Here is a 19418-nt window from a genome sequence, read left to right as displayed (position 1 = left end):
CGTTGCTTCAGAGTTTATCAAACACCGATCCAAGCCGAGGAGCGAACAATCGCTCATAAGTTTTCAACAAATAGGCGTCGGTCATGCCTGCTACAAAGTCACATATCACCCTCAGGCCATCGCCTTCTGCTTCATACTTTTTGAACGTGTCTGTCGGTAGCAAGCGCTTTGGGTCGGATTGAAGGGCTTCAAAAACGGAAACGACCATGCTTTGTCCCTTGAACTCCAAATGCTGGACGCTTGGGTTTTTAATAACCTCAGAAAAGACCAGTTTTTTTAGAGCTTTCAAAAATTGGGCTTGGGGTGAGGCCAACTTTGCACGGAATTTAAGGAGTGGCTCGTCAAATTGGCTGTACTCATCATATTCGATTGCCGTGATGAAGTGGTGAACCAAGCGACTTATATAGCGTTTTCGGGTGTTGGTGGCGCCGAATAGGCCATCAAGCATCCGGCCATAGACATCGTTCTCGCTTTCCCCTGGATACTTTTCTTTCAGTGCGTTGAGGAAGGATGAACACTTATCTTCCGGGATAAATTCCTGAAACTGCTTTGCAGAGACCAATTTCAGTGCAACGGCATCTTCAAAATCGTGCACTCCATAAGCAATGTCGTCCGCGACGTCCATGATGCTACAATCCAGGGACTTATGCATTGAAGCATTATGCTTGCCATCTTCTTTCTCGATTGACTGAAAATGGTCACGGTCTGAGCCAGAAAGCGGCTTGAGGATCCAAGCTACTACATCATTCTCGGTGTTCAGGTAACACTTAGGGGGCGTGGAAGCCCTGTCATCAATTATCTTGAGCGTCGAAGGAGATTCTTGCAGCCTTGGTTGAAGCTTGGTGTTTTCGGCTTCTGAGAAGCTGACGGGATACTTCAGTATTCCGAGAAGCGTACGCCTTGACAGGTTTGCGCCTGCATCTGCGGAGAAGTTCTCAAGGCGAGATAGGATCCGGAGAGTTTGGCCGTTTCCCTCGAACCCCCCAACCTTTTCTCTGTCAGCATTACGCATGCAGTAGTTCAGTGCGATTTCACCGCCATGACCGAAAGGGGGATGCCCCAAATCATGGGAGCATCCTATCGCTTGAATAGTGCTTCGGTCAGGTAGGTACTTTGCAGCGTCATGTTTAGGAAACGACTTAGCCAATTGTTTGACCAGACCTGAGCCGATTTGTGCGACTTCCAGAGAATGGGTCAATCTGGTTCGGTAAAAGTCACTGTCTCCCAGGTTCAGAATCTGTGTCTTCCCTTGCAACCTACGAAATGATGCAGAGTGAATTACCCGGGCATAATCAATGTCGCCCTCATCTCGCGCATCCTCTTGTTGAGCATCCCACGGCTCTCTTCGATCTAACCAAGTCATGCTAACTGCTCATCCTTGTAGTAATTGATTTTATGGCGAAACAACTTGCCTATCGCCGAGATTGCCGCGCGCTCGGGTGGTGGAAGATTAGTAGCGCTGCTTCGAGGCTTCTTGAGACACGTTTTGTGTCGCAGGATAATGTTCAAATCGCAAAAGATAGCTGGCGAGACCCTTTCAGGGATTCAACCTGCCAAACCCACCCATCAAACTCGCGCCGAGAAACAGACAATAAGTCGGCAGCATAACAAAACACGTGCTTCAAGAAGCCATAGTCATCAGCATCAACGCCGACGCGCTTAGCGAATGTGCGGATGTGACGGTCTACCGCAATCGACTCGATGCCAATAAGGCATGCCAAGTAGTCAACCGTTTTTGGACCTACGCCATTCACCTTTTGAAAGGCCGCTCCAAACTCGCCGGTCTTGTATTTTTGCTTGAGGTCTTCGACGTCCTGAACGTCTTCGTCATACAGAAAGGCAACGATCCGTTCGAAGCGAGCGATTTTTTGGTGATGGTTCCACTGAAGGAAGGCACCTGTTTCACCATCGTTAATAATCCCGATAAGCGCGGAAATTGTATCGGCTTGCGGATGCTGGTTCAGAATGTTTGTTACTCTGGGCCGAACAACCGTAGAGTAGCGTAGTCCCGCCTGAAGAGCAGTGTCCGCTAATACTGCCCCCATATGGTTGCAAACCATGCGCTTCGTCAGGCGCGCTTCCGTTAAGCCTTGGTTGCTGGCAAAGTCAGCAACCTTCCTCGCAGCCGTTAGCACTGCAATGGGATCATGTTCACGTGAACGCGTCATCAAAGTAGCCCCGTTTGCCGGAGTGCTGCTAAACGTTCTACGCAATTTGGGCAAGCCCCGCAGGGTAGTTTGCTCGAGGCTTGACAAGAGAATGTTCGACCTATCGGAACACCCAGTTTTTTAGCGTCACGAGCTACATCTGCCTTGGAAGCAAATCTATAGGGTGAAAAAAAGCGGACGGGTCCGACCGCTTCAGTTAGGCCATCAAGTTTGTTCAGAAACTCGGCGGTGCAATCAATTTCCTTAGCGTGGTTGCTATTTATGAAACCCGTGTAAACTTCACGGATGCCCAAGGTTTGAGCTCTGGCTGCAGCAGCGGAAAAAAACAACATGGTTCTATAGGGCACATAAAGATCGTCGTCTTGAACTTCATCTGACCACAAGTTGGGTTCGTCGATCAATCGAGAAGTGGAGCCCCTGAATAGGTCAGAAATTTTGTTTCGTTCAGGAGGCATTACCCCTTGAGGCATGACTTCATTCAGTCGATTCCATTCGGTTTCTACGCAGTGCTGACCGTAGTCAAAGAACACAGGAACTACAGTTTTTCCTTCTGATACAAGCCGGTATGCAACAGTGGTTGAATCCAGACCACCGGATGCTAACAGCAGTGTTCGTGTCATTTCCTGGTGCTCCGCAACTTCGATAGACAAGAGAACAAGCCGTTAAGGCACTCCCCCAATGAATCCGAAAAAACTTCACTACCCGCCATAACCATGGTGTTCTTGTTTTCACATCGTGGGTCGTAGGTGATCACTGGCGTTCTGGATTTCAGGGCATAGCCGATTTCGACCAAAGTGCCTGGGTCCTTCTCCAACGGTACCGCAAAGACAAGGTCACACTTTTCAAGGAGGGCTAAGTCCTTACTGTAGGCCTCACGCAGCGTATGGATGTCGGCTGGGCGAGCCACTTCACCGTTTTCTTGAACAGGGCGTCGCACGTTGAAATTATGATATTCCAGAGCGGACACGGCTTCATCCAATTCATGCTTGTCGATGTAAGAAAAATCGGGTGCAGCAAGATAAATGTTGAATGCTGTTCTTTCGTGCCAGGGCAATGATACTCCACCCAGCGATCGCACCAACTCCATTGGCAGTTTCAAATCTCTTTGAACGTCTCGACGCAGATCGTCTGGGTATGTCGTTTGAGCGTAACGTGTAGCAGCCTGTGCACCGCGCCAGGTTGCTTCGTTAACATCAATGGGTGCCAATGCGGCCATCACAGCAGCGTATACATCACCGACACCAACCGAGTTCACTGTTTCTCCAAGTGTAGCGTGAATCTCTTCTACACCACCCTCGATTAGATTGATGAGCCTGCTTCCCCCTCGGTTTTCCTTCAACAGAAGGTAGGATGCATTTGCCGATCTTGCTGCTTCTTCCAGTGGGTCTAAGCACTTGCCACCCAACGCATCAAAAAGGTCGGAAGAGGTCGAAATCACTATAGTCTGAATGCGATCCTTGAAGCACTCCAGCTCAAGAAAAGACTCGACTCCGTAGGCAATATCCACAGTGACGTTCGCATTGGATCTTAGGAGTTCACTCAATGTGGATAGTGAGAACTTGCCTGGGAAAACTACTATCTGTTCAAATTTTTCTAATTGGTTTCCAACTTCCCTCATAGAAACAGATTTTCGCTCACGCAGGAGTTCTTCATATCCTTGGTCGCCAACTTCTGTGACATCGGAAATAAAAACAACATTGGGAGAGCTGGAGATTTCACCAAGCCAGATAAACTCAGTGCAACCGTGCGCATGAAGGTAATCTGTCGCTTCTTGGATAAGATAACTTGGGCAAATACCGGCGACTGCAAATGGAAAGCCGCAAGCCCACAGACCTCGAGCAGCGTGAATGATACCCCCAAGGCGCATCTTGGGTGCAAGACCTTTTCCTAACTGAACGAAGTCAACATAAACTTCGCCTACGACCAAAATCGGGTTTGGGTCAGTGATGTTAGACAATTGTAAAATCTACGGTCGTTTGAGGGTTGGGGAAAGTGGATGAGCTTTGAACTATGCCAACGTAGTTGAAGCCTTCGTTCAAGCATGCGGCAAGATAGTTAAATCGAGTCGGTAATGCCCCAACAACTACCCCGTTTGTGTCCAACGCCACGATCCGTTGTGCAACGGTAATCGTTAGCTCGGTTCCCGGTGGCGGAACGGTTCCGGTGTTCGTGAAGTAGTCACACTGTCCGACCTCTTCTAATTCAGTCGAAAAGGCCATCGCACATTGATCGGTTCCGCTGCTGCCTCCTGATCCACCACTTCCGTTTGAACTTGAAGGCGATCCTGAATAATCCGAAAATCTACCAGAGCCACTGCTGCCCATAATTGATCCCTCTTAGGGTTGAGGTTAATGAATTTTCATCAACCCTAAATGAGTTTTCTGTGACGTCAATCCAAGAAAACACTGCTCTGGTATTGTTTCAGAACCCGTCCTTCGATCCCCATCATCGGCGAAACGCAGAAGTGCTTCTCATCAGGTATGTGTTTGATGCAATGCGCAGCATTTTTTAGATTGGGAGCAGTGTTTGGAAACAGGAGTCTCAAACGACGCATGTAGTAGCCGAAATCGACACACGCTGTAATTGACATCAGGTAGGCTCCATGATCGACGCCTTGCCGATGCTCAGAGTTCCTTCACTCATCCAGTGGATAGCGACGCCATATAGAAGTTTTTCGGGCCACTTCCTACGAACCATGGAGGCATAAGCGTCAATTTGCGGTCGATAGCTCGCAAAGCGTGCGTCAGGATCGGGACAAGGCCCAGATTTATGGTCGATGATCAACAGCCCGTGCGGTCCCTCGGCAAGGCAGTCGAGAATGGCATTGGTTTCCGATCCGTCGGCCGCTCTTTCCTGCAAGGGTAGTTCGAAGTGGAGCCTGTCATAACCCTGGTCGGTTAGCCATCGGGTCAAGGCCTCCGCTTGGGCGGAAATCTGGGCGATGGCCTTTTCAGGCAAGCCGGTTGCGGCGGAAATCCGGTCGACCAGATCGGGGCGCTCGGCCAGAACACGGAAAGCCAAGTGCCAGGCAGTGCCGCGTTCGACTGCGCTACTCGTGCGGGTCTCTGTAACGCCCTCTGCCAGCCGCACAGTTTCGAGGAGCACGTCAGATTCCTGTCCGGGGGCTTTGAGGGTTGAAGGACTGCGGCGCCACGGTGTTCGCGCACTTTCAGGGATGGTGTGCGGCAGGCCCAAGCGTAGGTGCGCCGCGCTTCCCGACTGCTCAGTTTCCACTGGCTCTTCTGGCAAGCCCTCTGTCACCTGCGCCGCAAAGGTCTGTCCGGCGACTGTCAGTGTGTCATCGCCAGGTTCAAACCCTGCACGATCACGCAGCAGGTCAACCATGCGCTCTGCGTGCTCGCGTGGTTTGGACCGTTCCCGAGGCATTGCGAGGATCAGCCGATCCCGCGCACGTGTCAGCGCGACATAGAGTTTGCGGGCCGCGTCGCGTTCGTCCTCGGGGCGGCGGGCCTCGGTGAAAGGGACTTGCGATTCCGACGCTGCGAAATCGGGCAGGTAGCTCAATCCAGCATGATCGAGAACATTGTCGAGATCGTGGAAGGTATCGAAATCGGCCCGCAAGGTGCCCGGGCGCTCGGCAATCTTCTGATCAAGCCCTGCGACAAGGGTGATCGGCCATTCGCGCCCCTTGGCGGCGTGCCAGGTGCAGATCTCGATCCCGGAAGCAGACCAGCCATCCGGGTCGGGATGGCGATCCCATTCCTTGGCAGATTGATGCGCAATCCAGCCGAGGAAGACTTGTACCCCAGCACCGTGGAAGCCTGCGGCGGCGCGCAGGTCCTGTGCCATGGTGTCAAACTCCTGTGCTTCGGCCTCAAGGCGTGCCAGATCGGCCAGAGCTTGTGCCGGTTGCGCCAATCCGGCAGACCAATCGCGTAGTTTGGTCGTGCGCAGGACTTCCGCGAGGGTGTCGGCCACGGTGCGTGTTGCAATGCTGTCATTCAGGGTGTGCAGAGAAACGATTGAAACATGTGTGTTCAGCACCCCGTCAACGGCGTTGCGCAACGCGTCCTCCAGTGGCAGGCGCGGTGGGCCAAGGGTCAACCATGTCAAGGCTGCGTGGGTGTCGTCCGGATCCGCTGCCAACGCCAGCGCGGCGCGAGCGACACGCATTGCGGGCGCTGTCAGCCAACCGTTCTGCTGGATGCGCACGGGTAGGTCATGGGCTTCGAGGGCGGCGGCAGCTGCGCTGGCCTTGGAGTGGGTATAGGTCAAAACGGCGACGTCGCTTGGTTTGGCTGGGCGCATCTCCTTGCTTGCCTTGTCATAGACCGGCGTTCCTGCATCCAGGATGTCAGCCACCCGATTGGCGATGCAAGCGGCCGTGGTGTCCTTGCGCCCACCAGGCAAGTTCAGCACCTCGAGTGCTGGCTTTTCTGTCGCCTCGCGTTGCGGGCTTAGCGGGTCGTACTGGTCGAAGAGCGTCGGGCCAAGTGCATTGACCATCTCCATGATCCGCGCATCGGAGCGCCAGTTTCGGTCAAGCGGCGTGACCGCATCCGGATTCGCAGCTTGCAAGGCCTCTGACAGCCGTGGGTCAGCACCTTGAAAACCCATGATTGATTGTTTAATGTCGCCCACGATCAGCGCTCGTTTTGCCCCCTGCGCAAGCCGCCAGAGCAGCGCGAACTGCACCGGGTTGGTGTCTTGGAATTCGTCGATCACAACACAGTCGATTTCGCCCAGAACGGCATTCAGAATCTCGGGGCGGTTGCGAAGAAGGGTTTCGGTCTCCGCGATCATGTCAGCATAATCGATTAGCCCGGACTGGCGCTTGGCAGTCTGGTAGGCCTCCAGAACCTGCTGAGCGCCAGTGACCAACGCGGTCAGATGCGCGCGGGCATCGGCCAAGGGGCCAGGATGGCGAGGCAGTGCGCTGGCGGCATCCATGACGGCCTGGGCGAGGGCGTCATAGCCTTCTGGTGTGGGGCTGCCGCGTTTCGTTAACCTGAGGTTGCGCAGTTTCTGCCATACCATCCAATCCTTTTCGAGGACACCAGGTCGGTTGGCCTTGCGCAGGATCTGGTGGTTTCTTGCGAACTCATCGCGGACAGACTTCTTTGAAGCAAAATGTGGAGCGAGGCTATCCGGAAAGACCTCCAATAACCCATGTAACGCTCGGCGCAATGCCGCGGTCAGGGCATCGCCATCCGCCTCGACCGGGCCGTAGCCCTCGGCCAGCGCATCCAGAGCCGGCGCCAGGATGTCCAGCGACTGCCCGCGCGCACCGAGCCCGCGGATCAGGTCGACCGTTCGCAGAACATCAGCACGAAACCCATCTTCGGCGGTGGTCTGCGTCGCGTGAGACCACGCATAGCCGAACCGTCCGAGGTCTGCCATCAGCGGTTCCAGTGCCTCGCATCTGTGCATTTCCAACCGGATTAGCAGGTCGCGTTCCGGCTCACTCAAAAGACGGCTTTCCGGGGAGCGCCCGGCGGCGAAGGCATGCTCCGTAAGCAGCCTTTGCCCCAACGCGTGGATCGTACCCATGTAGGCGCGGTTGATTTCCAGCGCGTCGTGCAATCGACCGCGCCCCATCAACTCACTGCGTACACGATCCCGCATTTCGGCGGCGGCCGCTTCGGTGAAGGTCACAGCAAGAATCCGCCCCGGCGCGACCTCGCCGCTTTCGACCCAAGCCCCCAACGTCTTCTGGATGTGATAGGTCTTTCCAGCACCGGCTCCGGCCGGAACGAGGGACAGTTGTGTCATTGCGCGTCCCCCTCGGTGTCGTCATCGGGCAGGCTGAAGGCTGCAACGAGTGGGATGTCGAGGGCATAGGCCTTTATCCCGCGCTCCTTGTCGAAGGACTTTGCGTCGTTCAGGTGGTTTAGGCGGACCGTACCTGCGCCGACTTCGGCCAAGACTTCAGAAAGGTGCTCCATTGCGTTCACCGAAGCATCCTCACTCGTTGTTTCAACCCGAGGCACGTTGCCGCCAGCCGCATCAGACAGGACGGTCCCGTCACGCAGCATATTGTAGGCGGTGACAACCTGAGATCCATCGGCGACAAGCCGGGTGAGTGCGCTTTCTTCCGTGGGACGTTCGAGCATCGCGCCGTAGAGTGCGACCTGAAGGTCCCAGCCCTTGGCCATGCGGTCGCGTCGGCCACCTGCGCTGGACCGTTTGTGATCAACCACAAGGATGCGCCCATCGGGCAGCTTCAGCAGGCAGTCTGCCTTGCCATGCAGCAGCAGGCCCCCGTATTCGCCCGCAAGTGGGATCTCGTTATGTAGCACTTCGGCGCCTGTTTCTCGCAGGAACCCTGCCCAAGCGCTGCAAATGTCCCGAGCCTCACGAAGCAGGCTGCGGCGTTCCGTGGCCCAGGCCGGATCGGCCAGCCAGGCGGCATGACGGCGGATCGCTGCGTCGAGCGCTTCTGGGACGGCGTCGGCGAGAGAATCTTCATTCGGAACCGGAGCGCCTTCAACAAAAACATCCTCCAACACCTGGTGCATCAGCGTGCCAAGCGTCATTGCGTCCAGTGTTTCAGGCGCCCAGCTGAGGTCCTCTGCGCCAAGTTCATCCAGCAACCAGCCAAGAGGGCTGACCAGCAGTGTCTCCAACCGTGAGGGAGAATGCGGTAGCGGTGTACCGTCCGGTGCGTTTCGTAGTCGTAGCAGGTCGAAGCCGGGCTGTTCTGTGGTGCCAAGTCCGCGCTGGATATGGAGCATGCCGCTTTCTGGCAAGGCAGGCGCGCCGCCAAGCGGGACAGGGGTGGGTTTAATGGCTGCCACCGGTAATTCTTCCGGCTGGGTCGAGCGCATGTCCTGGACAAGATCGGCGGGTTCCTCGGCGCCCAGCATTTGCGCGATCATTGCCAAACCCGTCGAAGGAGTTAAAAGATCGCCGCGCAAATCCATCGCCGGGACCAGCATTGTTAATCCCTCGGTCGCTGCGCTCAGCTGGCGGCGGAATAGTTCCAATCCACGGGCAAGCCTCTGCTGGCGCCCCTCCAATCGCAGGCCGCTGTCGCGGATCATAGCGATCTCGCCTTCGGTGAAGAACGGGTCTGATGCTGGCAGACGGGGCCAGTGACGTCCCGCCATGCCCAGCACAACCAGCTGGCGTACCGAACGCCAAGGAAGGGCAGTTTCGGTGAAAAGGGATACGCCTTCGACAAATCGGTCATACCCTTCCGAGGCGATGAGGTTTGGCGCTGCGAGGCGGCGTAGAAGTGGCCAGTCGATGGAGTTGCTCGTGACGGATTTCAACGCCGCAATACGTGGGTACAGCTTGGCCTCAGGTGCAGCCTGAGCAATGGCGCCGAGCCGGGCAAAAAGTTGTTCGGGGGTGCTGCAGGGGCGCAAGGCGTCGAGTAGCTCGCGCGGTGGGCCGGACAGATTTGACGCAGTTTGCGACCTGCCCCGGTCGATCACTTCGCGTGACATCTTGCGCCCGGTCTCTGCCGGCCAGGGCATTCCGGGTGCGATACACAGGGAGGCGAACGCTGTGCGCGATGTGGGGCCGCTCAGTAGGACCAACAAAAGCGAGAGTACTTCGCCCGGCCCGTCACGGATCACTGGTTGGGCGGGCAGCCCAGAGAGCGGCAGTCCGACCCGGTCAAAGGATTCTTTCAGGGCCAGTTCGTAGGTGGGGCCGTCCGGGACAAGCAATCCGATCTCGCCTGGGTGATCCGCACGGCCATCGTCCAGGTGGGATTGCGCCAAAGCAGCCGCGCATTCGGCCTCCTCGCGCGGGTCTCGCAGCCCGTAGCAGGTAACGGATGTGTCCGATTTGGCTGTGTCAGAGCGCAATCCGAAGCAATCCTGAAGATGGCGCAACGCGGTTCCGTCGTTAGCTAAGCGAGTTACTGGCGCATCATTTGCGCAACCATGATGTGCACGAAGAGCATTGGCCAATGAGGCCTCGGCCGGAGAAGCAAAGATGCATTCCTCACCGACCAGTGGTAGCGGTTCCAGTGCATCGGAGGCGGCGCTATTCATTATGTGCCGCCAGGTGTTCAATGGGTTGGGCAGAGATTCGAGGTCGTGCCATAGTTGGCGTAGCGCAGTTAGATGGGAGCGGGCACGCCCTTCGGGGAGAGCGTCAGTCACGACGTCAGCTGGATCAAGTCGTGGCGTCGCATGGGCAAGCGCCAGGAGCGCAGCCTTGATTGCACGCGCAGTCTCCTCTGGTGCGGCGGAGAAGCTTTCGGACCATGGTGCACCGGGGCCAAGGTGCTCGACGATGCTTGGTTCGGGCACCTTGGGGGCAAGGTAGACTTCGGCGAGCAGATCATCTGTCACGTACCGCAGCGCGTTTGTTTCTGGAGAGCGGGTCATCAGGGGGGCGATGCGCATTGTATACCTTTTCGAATTGCCAAAGGTGCGTAGGCACCAGGATGGGCCTGCGGCCAGATTTAATTTGTTTAGGGGACGGCAAGATCAGGAAGCGAAGGAGCAAATACCTGACGATCAACGCCTTCAGAAGCCGAAACGCCTGCGCTTGATTGTTGGCGGCCGCCGTCTTTGTCGAAGCGTCGGCGTGCTCAGTTGCCTGGAAAACGCTGAAACCTATCAGCTCAAGAGACTTGTAGAGGTCTGGGGTGTCAGTTTGAATTGCCGTCACGATTAACAAAGAAAAATTGTATTGGTGTTTACTTAAGTGGATTACACTACCACAAGGCGAGCAAATTCAAGGAAGGCCAACTTGTCAACTGCTTTTCACTGTGGCTACCCTCCTGGAGGGGAGGGCAAATTAGCCCATGATATTGCTCTTCCAGAATGACACACTGGTGAAGAAAACCCTCAAATTCTCAGAAAGTGCGGCGATTATCAAAGATATAGCTGTTCTCGGGAGGTGCCCCGATTCAAAAGCTCTGTCAAATCAAGTTTACCCAAGGGGTCACCAAACAAGATTGTGCCATTGTCCATCAGCCATGGACCAGTGCTGGTTGGCGTTATGTCCGAGCCTGGCCGTGTTTCATTGCTGTGACCGACAGCGGCTCCAGGAGCGATCCAGCTTGGCTACCACTTTCGTGTTTACATAAACCCAAGGCCGGTAGTTCAGCCGATGTAGGTCTGGAACCGATATTTCCCCGATCTTGCGACGCGTATTGAGGCGCACACGACCAATTTAGGGAGCAAGATTGCTGCCTTTTACTAAGGCTGCACAGAGGTAGTGAAGACTTTCAACTTGAACGCGTGATGAAAGAGCATCCTGCGCAAGCAAATCCTCGGTCAGATAGCCATGGAACTTCTCGAATATCAGATTTGGCGAATGCTCAAACAAATCCACAGCCTCATTTGATGATAGTCGGGCAAGAGCTTGATGCAGTGACATTTCAGCGTCTCCTGCATCCACTATGAGGAAGCCATCATACTGCTCGACCTCAAATCCGACGGCGCCCAGTGCCAAAGCCAATGTGGTCGATTTGACAGTTCCGCAACGGGTTGCGAGAGCGTGCGAGGCTTGTCCGAGTTCAACGATAGCTGCACCTGAGAAACCCCAACGCCGAAAACTGCTGCGAGCCTCTTTGAGTAGCCCTAAAGCGACTTGGTCCATGTAGGCCGGTTCAAAATCGCCCTCGAAGACTTCAAACATCTTTTCAATGACGCGATCATGGATCATTCCCGGGTCGCCACCAAACAATGGGGGAACGCCAGCCTTTGCAGGTTTCACAATGATGACTTTTTCCAGATCATGGATTTCCTGGACTAACCATCTGCGCCCAGAGAAAATGAGAAGCATACCCGGAGACAGGATGTTCTCAATAGGCAGCGTCCCAAGCTCTTTCCCGTCTGCTACAAGGCGGAATTCTTCGGGCGTCTTGAACACAGCGTAGAAACTGTAGTGCTCGACCAGGCGCTCTCCCGTCGCTCCCAGCAACAGAAGACCGTCGGAAGATTGTTCGATCAGACCGGCGTCAGCTCGTCCCATCGCCCTGAGAACATCCAGGAACAAGTCCGAGCCGACCTGTCGGAACGGTCCTTCTTGACATAAAAGGCGATAGAGCCTGCTTGCTTGGGCTCCTCCGCGTTCTGCAATGACGGAAAGAACCTGGTGAACCAGCGTGGATAGGTGGAGAGCATCCGGTCTCGGGGGTTCGCACCACCCCTCGAGCAACAGTTCGATCATCGCAATGGACCGGACCAAACCGAGCCTTAGCTGATCCACAAAGCTGCTTTTGCTATCGAGCCTTGCTTCAATTGCATATTGGCGCAGGATCGCGGGTTGTCCTTCACGGCGCCCTGACCGCCCCAGCCTTTGTCGCAAAGCCGCTACGCTGAAAGGCGCTCCGACTTGGGCGACACAGGTCACATCGCCGATGTCGATCCCCAATTCCAACGTCGAAGTGCAAACAGCGGTGGTCGGCTGGTTTGCGTCTTTCAGCCGCTTTTCAACGAAGTCCCGGTGTTCCCGGGAAAGGCTGGCGTGATGTGGATAGAACTCCTGTGGCAGGTGTGATTCCTCACAGAGCTCTCGCAGCCGGTCTGCGTATACTTCGACATGGTCACGCCTGCCTGCGAAAACGAGGTTGTCGCTGCCACGCAAGTGCTGAAACAAGTGCTCAGAGACGGCATCCGTTGCCGAAGGTGTGTTTTCACCTTCACCACCAGACACATATCCCCGCAATTGCAAGAGAAGTTCGGCCTCTCCTCCCTCGGCTTTGATTAACTTGACAGCATCGGCGTTGTCCGGCCGCAGGTAAGCCCTGGCCATGTTCATATCACCAAGAGTTGCTGACAAGCCGATACGACGGATTGGCCGCTTCATAGCTATTTCCAGCCGAGTCAGTAGTGAGCGCATTTGCACGCCGCGCTCACTGTCCAAAACGCTATGTAGTTCATCGATCACAACTGCCCGCGTTGCGCCAAAGAGGCGTGGAATTTCGAGGCCGCGCCGGACGAACAATGCCTCAAGGGATTCAGGTGTGATCAACAAAATGCCTTTTGGCGATTTCATTGCGCGGGATTTCACGCTGCTGGAAACATCACCATGCCAAGGATAAACCGGCAACTCTGCGTCACGGCAGAGGTCTTCAAGTCGCATGGCCTGATCAGTAATCAGGGCCTTGAGAGGGCCGATGTATAGTAGATCAAAACCACTAACTTCGGCTGGATCGTCCAAAACCTGTGAAATCAACGGCAGAAATGCAGCCTCTGTCTTTCCTCCCGCAGTTGAAGCCGAGATGATGACATCGCGGTCACTGCCAGTAACCGTGTGAATCGCATCCGCTTGTATTTGGCGTAACTCACGCCAGCCTTTCGAACGCACCCATTTCTGAACGGGATGTGCGAGCTTATCGAAAGCAGTCGTCATCGTGCTAAGTTACAGCCGGAAGCTGACGAGGTCGTCATTGTCCTCGGTTGGCAGCGATCCGGTAGCTTCGTCGATGTCACTAAGGTCATCTCCTTGATCGTCAGCGACCTCAATCTGATCAATCAGGTCAGACCACATCACTCCTGGGTTTTGTTCCAGAACCGCAAGCAGGTTTACAAAGGCGGTGACAGTGTTACGGGGGGTACGGAAATAGGCTTCTCCAATGCGCTCGGAACAATGTGTCATAAACGCTTCCAGCGCACTGTCAGGCAATGCAGCCTCTTCTCCCTGCATGACGCGGCGAACGTTCGCCAGCAGTACAAACAGATCTTCCGGGGTCAGACTTGCCAGGCGTATGACTGGACCGGACAAATCCACGAGACCATCCCGTGCAAAGGTGTTTTCAGCGAGGCGCGATTGAAGCGCCTCATAGCTGTAGAGCCCCCGTCGGGTATTCATCAGAAACTCCGGTGTTCCGCCCATCAGGAACCCGAGGTTCTGTGCGCTGCCCTGGAGCACATCATTCAAGATGCGCAAGATTTGCTCATAATTGGCGTTACGGGCTTGTGAAGAGGTGAGTTTATAGAGGTTCACCATCTCATCCATGCCAACAAGCAGGCCTTTGTAACCGGCTTCTATCGTAAATGCAGACATCAGCTTGAGGTGGTCATAAACACTTGCGTCATTGACGATTGTACGGACACCAAGAGCCTTGCGAGCATCCGTGCGCGTAGCATACTCCCCGCGTAGCCATCGTAGCGCCGCAGATTTCAGCTCGTCGTCACCGGTTTCGTGACCTTCCCAGTAGCGCCTAACCACTTCGGCGAAATCGAACCCGCCAGTCAACTCTTCGAAGTGTGCAAGCTTCTCGCGGATCACGTTTCCAGTCGGCAAGTCACGCGCTTCAGCATCACGATGTGCAGTAGAGACAAATCGCTCCACAATACTGGCCAGCGCTCCCCCGTCGGGTTTTGTACGGGTCGAGAGGTTGCGGGCCATTTCCGCGTAGAGACCACGTGCCTGCCCCCCGGTTGCATGGATGCGACGATCCGGAGCGAGATCGGCGAACATAACCACCAGTCCTTTCTCGAGTGCCACAAGCCGGATCAAGTTCATGAAGAACGTTTTTCCCGAACCGTACTCGCCGATGATGAACCGGATTGCGGACCCTCCGTCGGCGATGCGATCCATGTCCTTGACCAATTCTTCGATCTCGCGCACCCGTCCGACCTGGATATGTCGCAATCCCAACTTGGGGACGACGCCTGCTCGCAGAGCTTGAACAATGGCATCACGTTCACGGGGTTTAAGCCTCGACATGGTCGATCTCCTCTTCAAACTTTGTCTTCAATTCTTGGGCCAGATCGGGCGCCACTTCATAACCGTCGTACTCGTCGAGGAGCGCCTCGTCGTAGGTTCCAAACGCCCACTCGTTTATGTCTTCAATGGCACCTGAAGCGAGCAGCCCTGACTGACGACACAGGTCTTCAAATGCCTCTTCGGTCCAATGCTCCTGAGCGATAAGCGCCCTGACCAGATTTGTCTGTTTGGTATCCAGTCCTGCAAGCGCCGCAGAAGCGCTCCCGATTTCCTCAGGTTCTTCTGATGCCTCGTCGAAAATATCTCCCAAGACCGATGAAACCCGCGCAGTGTCAGATTGGATCGCGGCAATCCGCGCTGCGTCCAGCTTCGGTGCACCAGCTGGTTTCTCATCAGGAATGACTTCTCCGACCGCTCCGGGCTCTGCTGCCCGCACCCGCACAGGCCCATCGCTCACATTACCCGCATGTATATCCGAATAGACAAGCGACGGATCCAGACCCAACGACTTATAGATCTTTTCGATGCCGGCCACTTCTTCGGGCTGAATAATCCCATCGGCGTGTGCTGCCGCGACCAGGGCCGAACGGATGGAGGCCTGTGCCTCGGGTCCGGTATCCTTGAGCTTGCGCTTAAGCAGCGCCAAGTCTGGAGGCACGGCCAGCATCCAATCCAGATTGGCTGCAAGACGGCGGTGCTCCTGCTCGCTGAGGCCTGCAACTCCAGCAATCTTCGCGCGAAGCGATTTCCTTTCGCTCTCACTGATCTGACCATCAGCGTGGGCCACAAAGGAGCCCAGTGCAATCTCAATCAATGCTGCGCGGTAGCCATCCGAAACGTCTTCGAGTTGCGCCACGGCATCGCCCAGATCGAAAAGCACTACCGGCTCACCGGGCTTGGGTGACCGCAGCGCGAAACGTGGGTCAGGAGCAAACCCATAGCCGAGCCGAGCCAGAGCATCCGCCACCCCGGTGAGTGTTCGCTTGCTCAGTTTTTCTGGGCGCGTGCCTTCAAGTTGCTCAACTACATCCAGAACTGGCACCAGACCGTCCTTGTGAACGATTGTGGCAGCCCATGATCTCAGATGCTCTAACTCATCGCTTGGGAAGAGGTCCCACAGCTCCTGAGGCAACAGCGCCTGCGCTTCAAGACTGCCACAGCCATCAGGATTACGACCCAGATACCGGCTAAGCTTGTCCAGATCGTCCATCACTTCATCCGCGATTTCTTGTGCGATCTCCACCGGTTTGCGCAATCCAGAAATGTCAGGAACTCTGTTTCCGTCTATCAACGGCTCAAGCTGTCCCTGAAACTCGCTCGACGCCGCCTGATAGGTGATCTTGAGCAACTTGCGTGGTTTGTTGACTTTCAGGCCATCGGGGAAGCGTTCTTCAAAGCGCAAATTGAATAATGCACGAAACTCTTCGGCACATCGGGTTGAAGGTGTGCGCATACGACGTTCGGGATGGCATAGCAGCCAACTTAAGACCCAGTCTGCTGACAGTAATTCACCACGGTTCAGCTGCGCGCCAATGGCAACTTTCAGTGACAGTGGAATGTCCCAGCCACGAAACTCAAAGATGGGTTCTTCTAAAGCTTCGTCATTCAGCGAAACTTGAGCGAGTTGAATGAATTCACCGAGGTATCGCTGAACCGAGCCATTGTCGGGGTATAGGTTCTGGAGGCGACGGACCTCTTGCAAGATCTCCCGTTTCTCTGCCTCAGGTGGTTTATCCAGGAAGAAACGACGTTCCAGCCCGTAGAAATAGAGGAACATATATCCAGCATCATACCATCCATCCTTGGCTCCGCTTGCCAGCCAATCAAGATATGTGGCACGACTGTTAGCGGAGATGTCAGAATAACTTGGCCAATATGGCAGTTCGTCACCTGCCAAGTCTGTTCCACTTCGTGCAACCGAAAGAGACGGGTCAATGTATGCGCGGCACTTGTCCCGATATCCAAAATCGTTGAGGCGTGGAGGGGTTCCAACATAGATCATCCCACCAATGTCTCGCCCCGCAATTTGCACTGTGTCAGATGATGGCACCCAGCCCGTACGACGCGTAGCTTTCTTCTTGGCGGACTTGGCTTTTGTTGCCTCTTTCTTTGCTGCAATCTCCGCAAGCTCAGATGCTGAGGACCTTCCTGCTTTGACGATCGCAGCATAATCCTGCTTGGGAGGGCGGTACTGCCCTGTTTGACTGCGAGCATTAGCACTCTCGCCAGGTGTCGTGTGTACTGAAACGCTTGCTGATGTCGGCTCTACGCGCTGGCTGACCGCACTTTGGCGTATCTGTTCGCGCTCCTGGTCGATGCGTTTTTCAAATCGACTCCTCTTAGGCGGTGAACTTGGTCGTTTTGACGAGTTTGCAGGCTGTTCAGGGGCTGTCTCGGTATCAAGCGTTGGCTGGTGCGAGTGTCTTCTTGCTCGCCTTTTCTCGCCCCACCACACCAAGGCAATGGGCGTGAGAAAGGCGAAAAGCATCTGCGCGCCCGGCGACCAGTCTGTGAAGACAGTGACCACTGCAACCATGCAGAGAAAGAAATACAGGGCAAGAAAGAAAAACACACGAAGGAGCTTGATAATTGTCGACATGGAAAAGGCCTTTTTTCTGACCCTAAACCGCGTCACATGGTTTGCAATAGCTATCGCTTAGGTTGCTGAAGAAACTGAGCTAAAGAACGGGTAATACTCCAAGCAGTCAGGTTCGGTTCAAAGAAGCCGAAGCAGAAATCGGAGCATCAACAGGAGGCACCTTATAGACTCCGATGTTTCCGCTCTGAAGTGCCTGCGACCCAATGAACTTCAGCATTTCGTCTGCAAATATTGCGAGACCCCGATCACTCAAACAAACCTGTTTGTATTTTTGTGAAGTGAACACACGTCCCTCAAGCCAACACCAAATGTAGGGAAAAAGATGAACACACATGTAAACCTGATCAAACTTCTCATTGATGCTGTCGTCAATGGAGCCTTGGCTCTTGAAGAAGAGAAGGGGCGCGTCCGTTTTGAGCTTTCTGGGGATGCTTGCTCAGTAAGGGGCCCATTGCTTGCTCGGCTCGATTGGATTGATGCTCACGGAAGACCAGGGCTGATGTCGATGATAAACCAAGTCGAGTTCGAGGGCGTAGAGACCAACTATGCTGAGCTATTTCAGGAAGCACAGGAATACGAGGAGGTGGTTGCGTGCAGTTTGCAGGAGCGCTTGGCTCCGGAAAAGCTCTACATGCTCGATCAGGACAGGGGCTGGGTCCTGTCAGCCTATGACTCAGGGGCAATCAGTGAACAGGACGACGTTTCGGCGTAGCGCCTTGAGCAGATCCAAAATTGATTGAAGTCCTTCTAAAGGGCTTTTGACTGGCGTGCTGACCGCATTGGTGTGCCCTGACCAAGGCCCAATATGAGAAGTGTAATAAAGCTGCTGAAATCAGATGCCGGACCCCGTGCTTTCCAGAAGTATGAAAGAGGCGTTATGGCTCACAGCGAAGTGGCCATTGGGCTCCTGGAAATACTCTCTGTGGATCCGGGTAAGCTCTCAATCCTGAAAGACGTGAGAAAATACAATTCTTCGATCAACGAAGGTGTTGATGCGAGGAGGGGTGGTGGTGGACACTCCCGGAGAGATCCCGCTTCGGCGTGGGCAATCGACAATCTGACCGAAAGAGTGGTCTCGGTAACCTGAAACACTGCTGGCGAGTGGTTTTGGAACGTTCGTGGCTGGCTCTCACTGCGTTGGTTGAAGGGAGAAATGAGTAATGGATGATGATAGAGCGCGGATTTACGAAATTAACAAGATTCTGAAGATGTACGGTCTTGATCACGGCAAGCGAGAGGCAGCCTTTGACGTCCTTTGGATCGTATTGCATCCCGATTCAAAATCGACATTAACCAAGACCATGTGTGACGATGGAAGCATCCTCAGATTTCAGCGCTGGACACTGTCTCACAATGGACGCGAAAGCGAAATGAAAGTCGAACTCTCGTGACCTGCTGCCCGAGAAATCCCTCACCATGATGTAGAGTCTGCCCAACCCTGAAAACCTGGTATGCTCATACTGCAAAGTGGTGTGCTGGGGCATGGTTACAGAGAGCGAGGCGAAAGGTGACATTTTTTCAGAATGTGAGCTACGTAGAGTTGGCAATCATCCTTGCAATGATCGCTGTGACCTTCGCCAGCCTAATGGTCCTTCGCCACGTGCTGAAGACAGCAGGAAGGGATTTCGATAACGATCCAGCACTGGCTGAGAAGTTTCGCCGAGATGCCCCGTATGAGTTGCTACAGGAAGTGTTGAGACCGCGTTCACAGACGTAGCCGCTCATTACTACCAGCGAACTTTGTCTGCCCCCTTGTTCTTGAGCTTCGTTTTTGATGACTGGCTGCTTGACGGAGAAGTTCGCCGGGTTGTTTTTCTGCAAGAGTTCTCAATCGATGTGCTGACATTCCGCCAACACTCGCAGCAGTGACTTGATCGTGCTTTGAGTGCTTGGCAATGGCGACGTGCTGAACGCCGCCGGCTATTGGTGTGCCATAGGATTCACCCCGCGTAACTGGCAGGTCGAACATTACACCCGATTCGTGCGTGAGAGGTTAGGGTGACGGTCCGGCTCCACACGCCCAAAGTTGATCATGATCCCCCAAA

11 protein-coding genes are annotated in these 19418 nt (G+C 54.7%); 2 read left to right on the top strand and 9 right to left on the bottom strand.

The features are described from left to right. Positions 1 to 7 precede the first annotated feature (7 nt). The 9 genes from ACR0FB_RS05025 to ACR0FB_RS04985 form a co-directional block, all read right to left on the bottom strand. Positions 8 to 1363, bottom strand: coding sequence for an anti-phage deoxyguanosine triphosphatase (locus tag ACR0FB_RS05025; RefSeq protein WP_480620323.1), 1356 nt, complete (start codon positions 1361 to 1363; stop codon positions 8 to 10). A gap of 142 nt (positions 1364 to 1505) precedes the next feature. Beyond that, positions 1506 to 2168 (bottom strand): HhH-GDP family DNA glycosylase, encoded by a 663-nt coding sequence (locus ACR0FB_RS05020; RefSeq protein ID WP_480620321.1) that lies wholly within the window; start codon positions 2166 to 2168, stop codon positions 1506 to 1508. After that, positions 2168 to 2788, bottom strand: coding sequence for a 7-cyano-7-deazaguanine synthase (locus ACR0FB_RS05015; RefSeq protein WP_480620319.1), 621 nt, complete (start codon positions 2786 to 2788; stop codon positions 2168 to 2170). Before ACR0FB_RS05015 ends, ACR0FB_RS05020 begins: the two co-directional genes overlap by 1 nt. Continuing rightward, positions 2785 to 4125: a nucleoside 2-deoxyribosyltransferase gene (locus tag ACR0FB_RS05010; protein ID WP_480620317.1), complete on the bottom strand. Its 1341-nt coding sequence runs from the start codon at positions 4123 to 4125 to the stop codon at positions 2785 to 2787. Before ACR0FB_RS05010 ends, ACR0FB_RS05015 begins: the two co-directional genes overlap by 4 nt. A 632-nt stretch (positions 4126 to 4757) precedes the next feature. Then, positions 4758 to 7901, bottom strand: coding sequence for a UvrD-helicase domain-containing protein (locus ACR0FB_RS05005; RefSeq protein ID WP_480620315.1), 3144 nt, complete (start codon positions 7899 to 7901; stop codon positions 4758 to 4760). After that, a complete protein-coding gene (locus tag ACR0FB_RS05000) occupies positions 7898 to 10492 on the bottom strand; it encodes a RecB family exonuclease (RefSeq protein ID WP_480620313.1) in 2595 nt (864 codons plus the stop codon). Before ACR0FB_RS05000 ends, ACR0FB_RS05005 begins: the two co-directional genes overlap by 4 nt. A gap of 775 nt (positions 10493 to 11267) precedes the next feature. Beyond that, positions 11268 to 13454, bottom strand: coding sequence for a DEAD/DEAH box helicase (locus tag ACR0FB_RS04995; RefSeq protein WP_480620311.1), 2187 nt, complete (start codon positions 13452 to 13454; stop codon positions 11268 to 11270). Positions 13455 to 13463: 9 nt separating this feature from the next. Further along, a complete protein-coding gene (locus tag ACR0FB_RS04990; protein ID WP_480620309.1) occupies positions 13464 to 14774 on the bottom strand; it encodes an ATP-binding protein in 1311 nt (436 codons plus the stop codon). Next, complete coding sequence (locus ACR0FB_RS04985; protein WP_480620307.1) at positions 14761 to 17373, bottom strand: TerB N-terminal domain-containing protein; 2613 nt, start codon at positions 17371 to 17373, stop codon at positions 14761 to 14763. The genes ACR0FB_RS04990 and ACR0FB_RS04985 overlap by 14 nt, the downstream gene beginning before the upstream one ends. A 322-nt stretch (positions 17374 to 17695) precedes the next feature. Here ACR0FB_RS04985 and ACR0FB_RS04980 point away from each other — a divergent pair, with 322 nt between their 5' ends. Together ACR0FB_RS04980 and ACR0FB_RS04975 are read left to right on the top strand one after the other, a co-directional pair. After that, entirely contained in the window at positions 17696 to 18085 is a 390-nt protein-coding gene (locus ACR0FB_RS04980) for a hypothetical protein (protein WP_480620305.1), read from the top strand. 448 nt (positions 18086 to 18533) lie between these two features. After that, the gene (locus ACR0FB_RS04975) at positions 18534 to 18764 is read left to right on the top strand and encodes a hypothetical protein (RefSeq protein WP_480620303.1); all 231 of its coding nucleotides are present in this window, start codon (positions 18534 to 18536) and stop codon (positions 18762 to 18764) included. The last annotated feature ends 654 nt before the right edge of the window (positions 18765 to 19418 follow it).

The sequence above is a fragment of the Ruegeria sp. P10 genome (assembly GCF_056534925.1).
The sequence above is the reverse complement of the archived record's forward strand: the minus strand, read 5'-3'. Positions and strand labels throughout refer to the sequence as shown.

Excerpts from the sequence above, each read along its gene's own strand:
- ACR0FB_RS05025 (WP_480620323.1), bottom strand. The coding sequence starts at position 1,363 with ATGACTTGGTTAGATCGAAGAGAGCCGTGGGATGCTCAACAAGAGGAT.
- ACR0FB_RS05020 (WP_480620321.1), bottom strand. The coding sequence starts at position 2,168 with ATGACGCGTTCACGTGAACATGATCCCATTGCAGTGCTAACGGCTGCG.
- ACR0FB_RS05015 (WP_480620319.1), bottom strand. The coding sequence starts at position 2,788 with ATGACACGAACACTGCTGTTAGCATCCGGTGGTCTGGATTCAACCACT.
- ACR0FB_RS05005 (WP_480620315.1), bottom strand. The coding sequence starts at position 7,901 with ATGACACAACTGTCCCTCGTTCCGGCCGGAGCCGGTGCTGGAAAGACC.
- ACR0FB_RS05000 (WP_480620313.1), bottom strand. The coding sequence starts at position 10,492 with ATGCGCATCGCCCCCCTGATGACCCGCTCTCCAGAAACAAACGCGCTG.
- ACR0FB_RS04995 (WP_480620311.1), bottom strand. The coding sequence starts at position 13,454 with ATGACGACTGCTTTCGATAAGCTCGCACATCCCGTTCAGAAATGGGTG.
- ACR0FB_RS04990 (WP_480620309.1), bottom strand. The coding sequence starts at position 14,774 with ATGTCGAGGCTTAAACCCCGTGAACGTGATGCCATTGTTCAAGCTCTG.
- ACR0FB_RS04985 (WP_480620307.1), bottom strand. The coding sequence starts at position 17,373 with ATGTCGACAATTATCAAGCTCCTTCGTGTGTTTTTCTTTCTTGCCCTG.
- ACR0FB_RS04980 (WP_480620305.1), top strand. The coding sequence starts at position 17,696 with ATGAACACACATGTAAACCTGATCAAACTTCTCATTGATGCTGTCGTC.
- ACR0FB_RS04975 (WP_480620303.1), top strand. The coding sequence starts at position 18,534 with ATGGATGATGATAGAGCGCGGATTTACGAAATTAACAAGATTCTGAAG.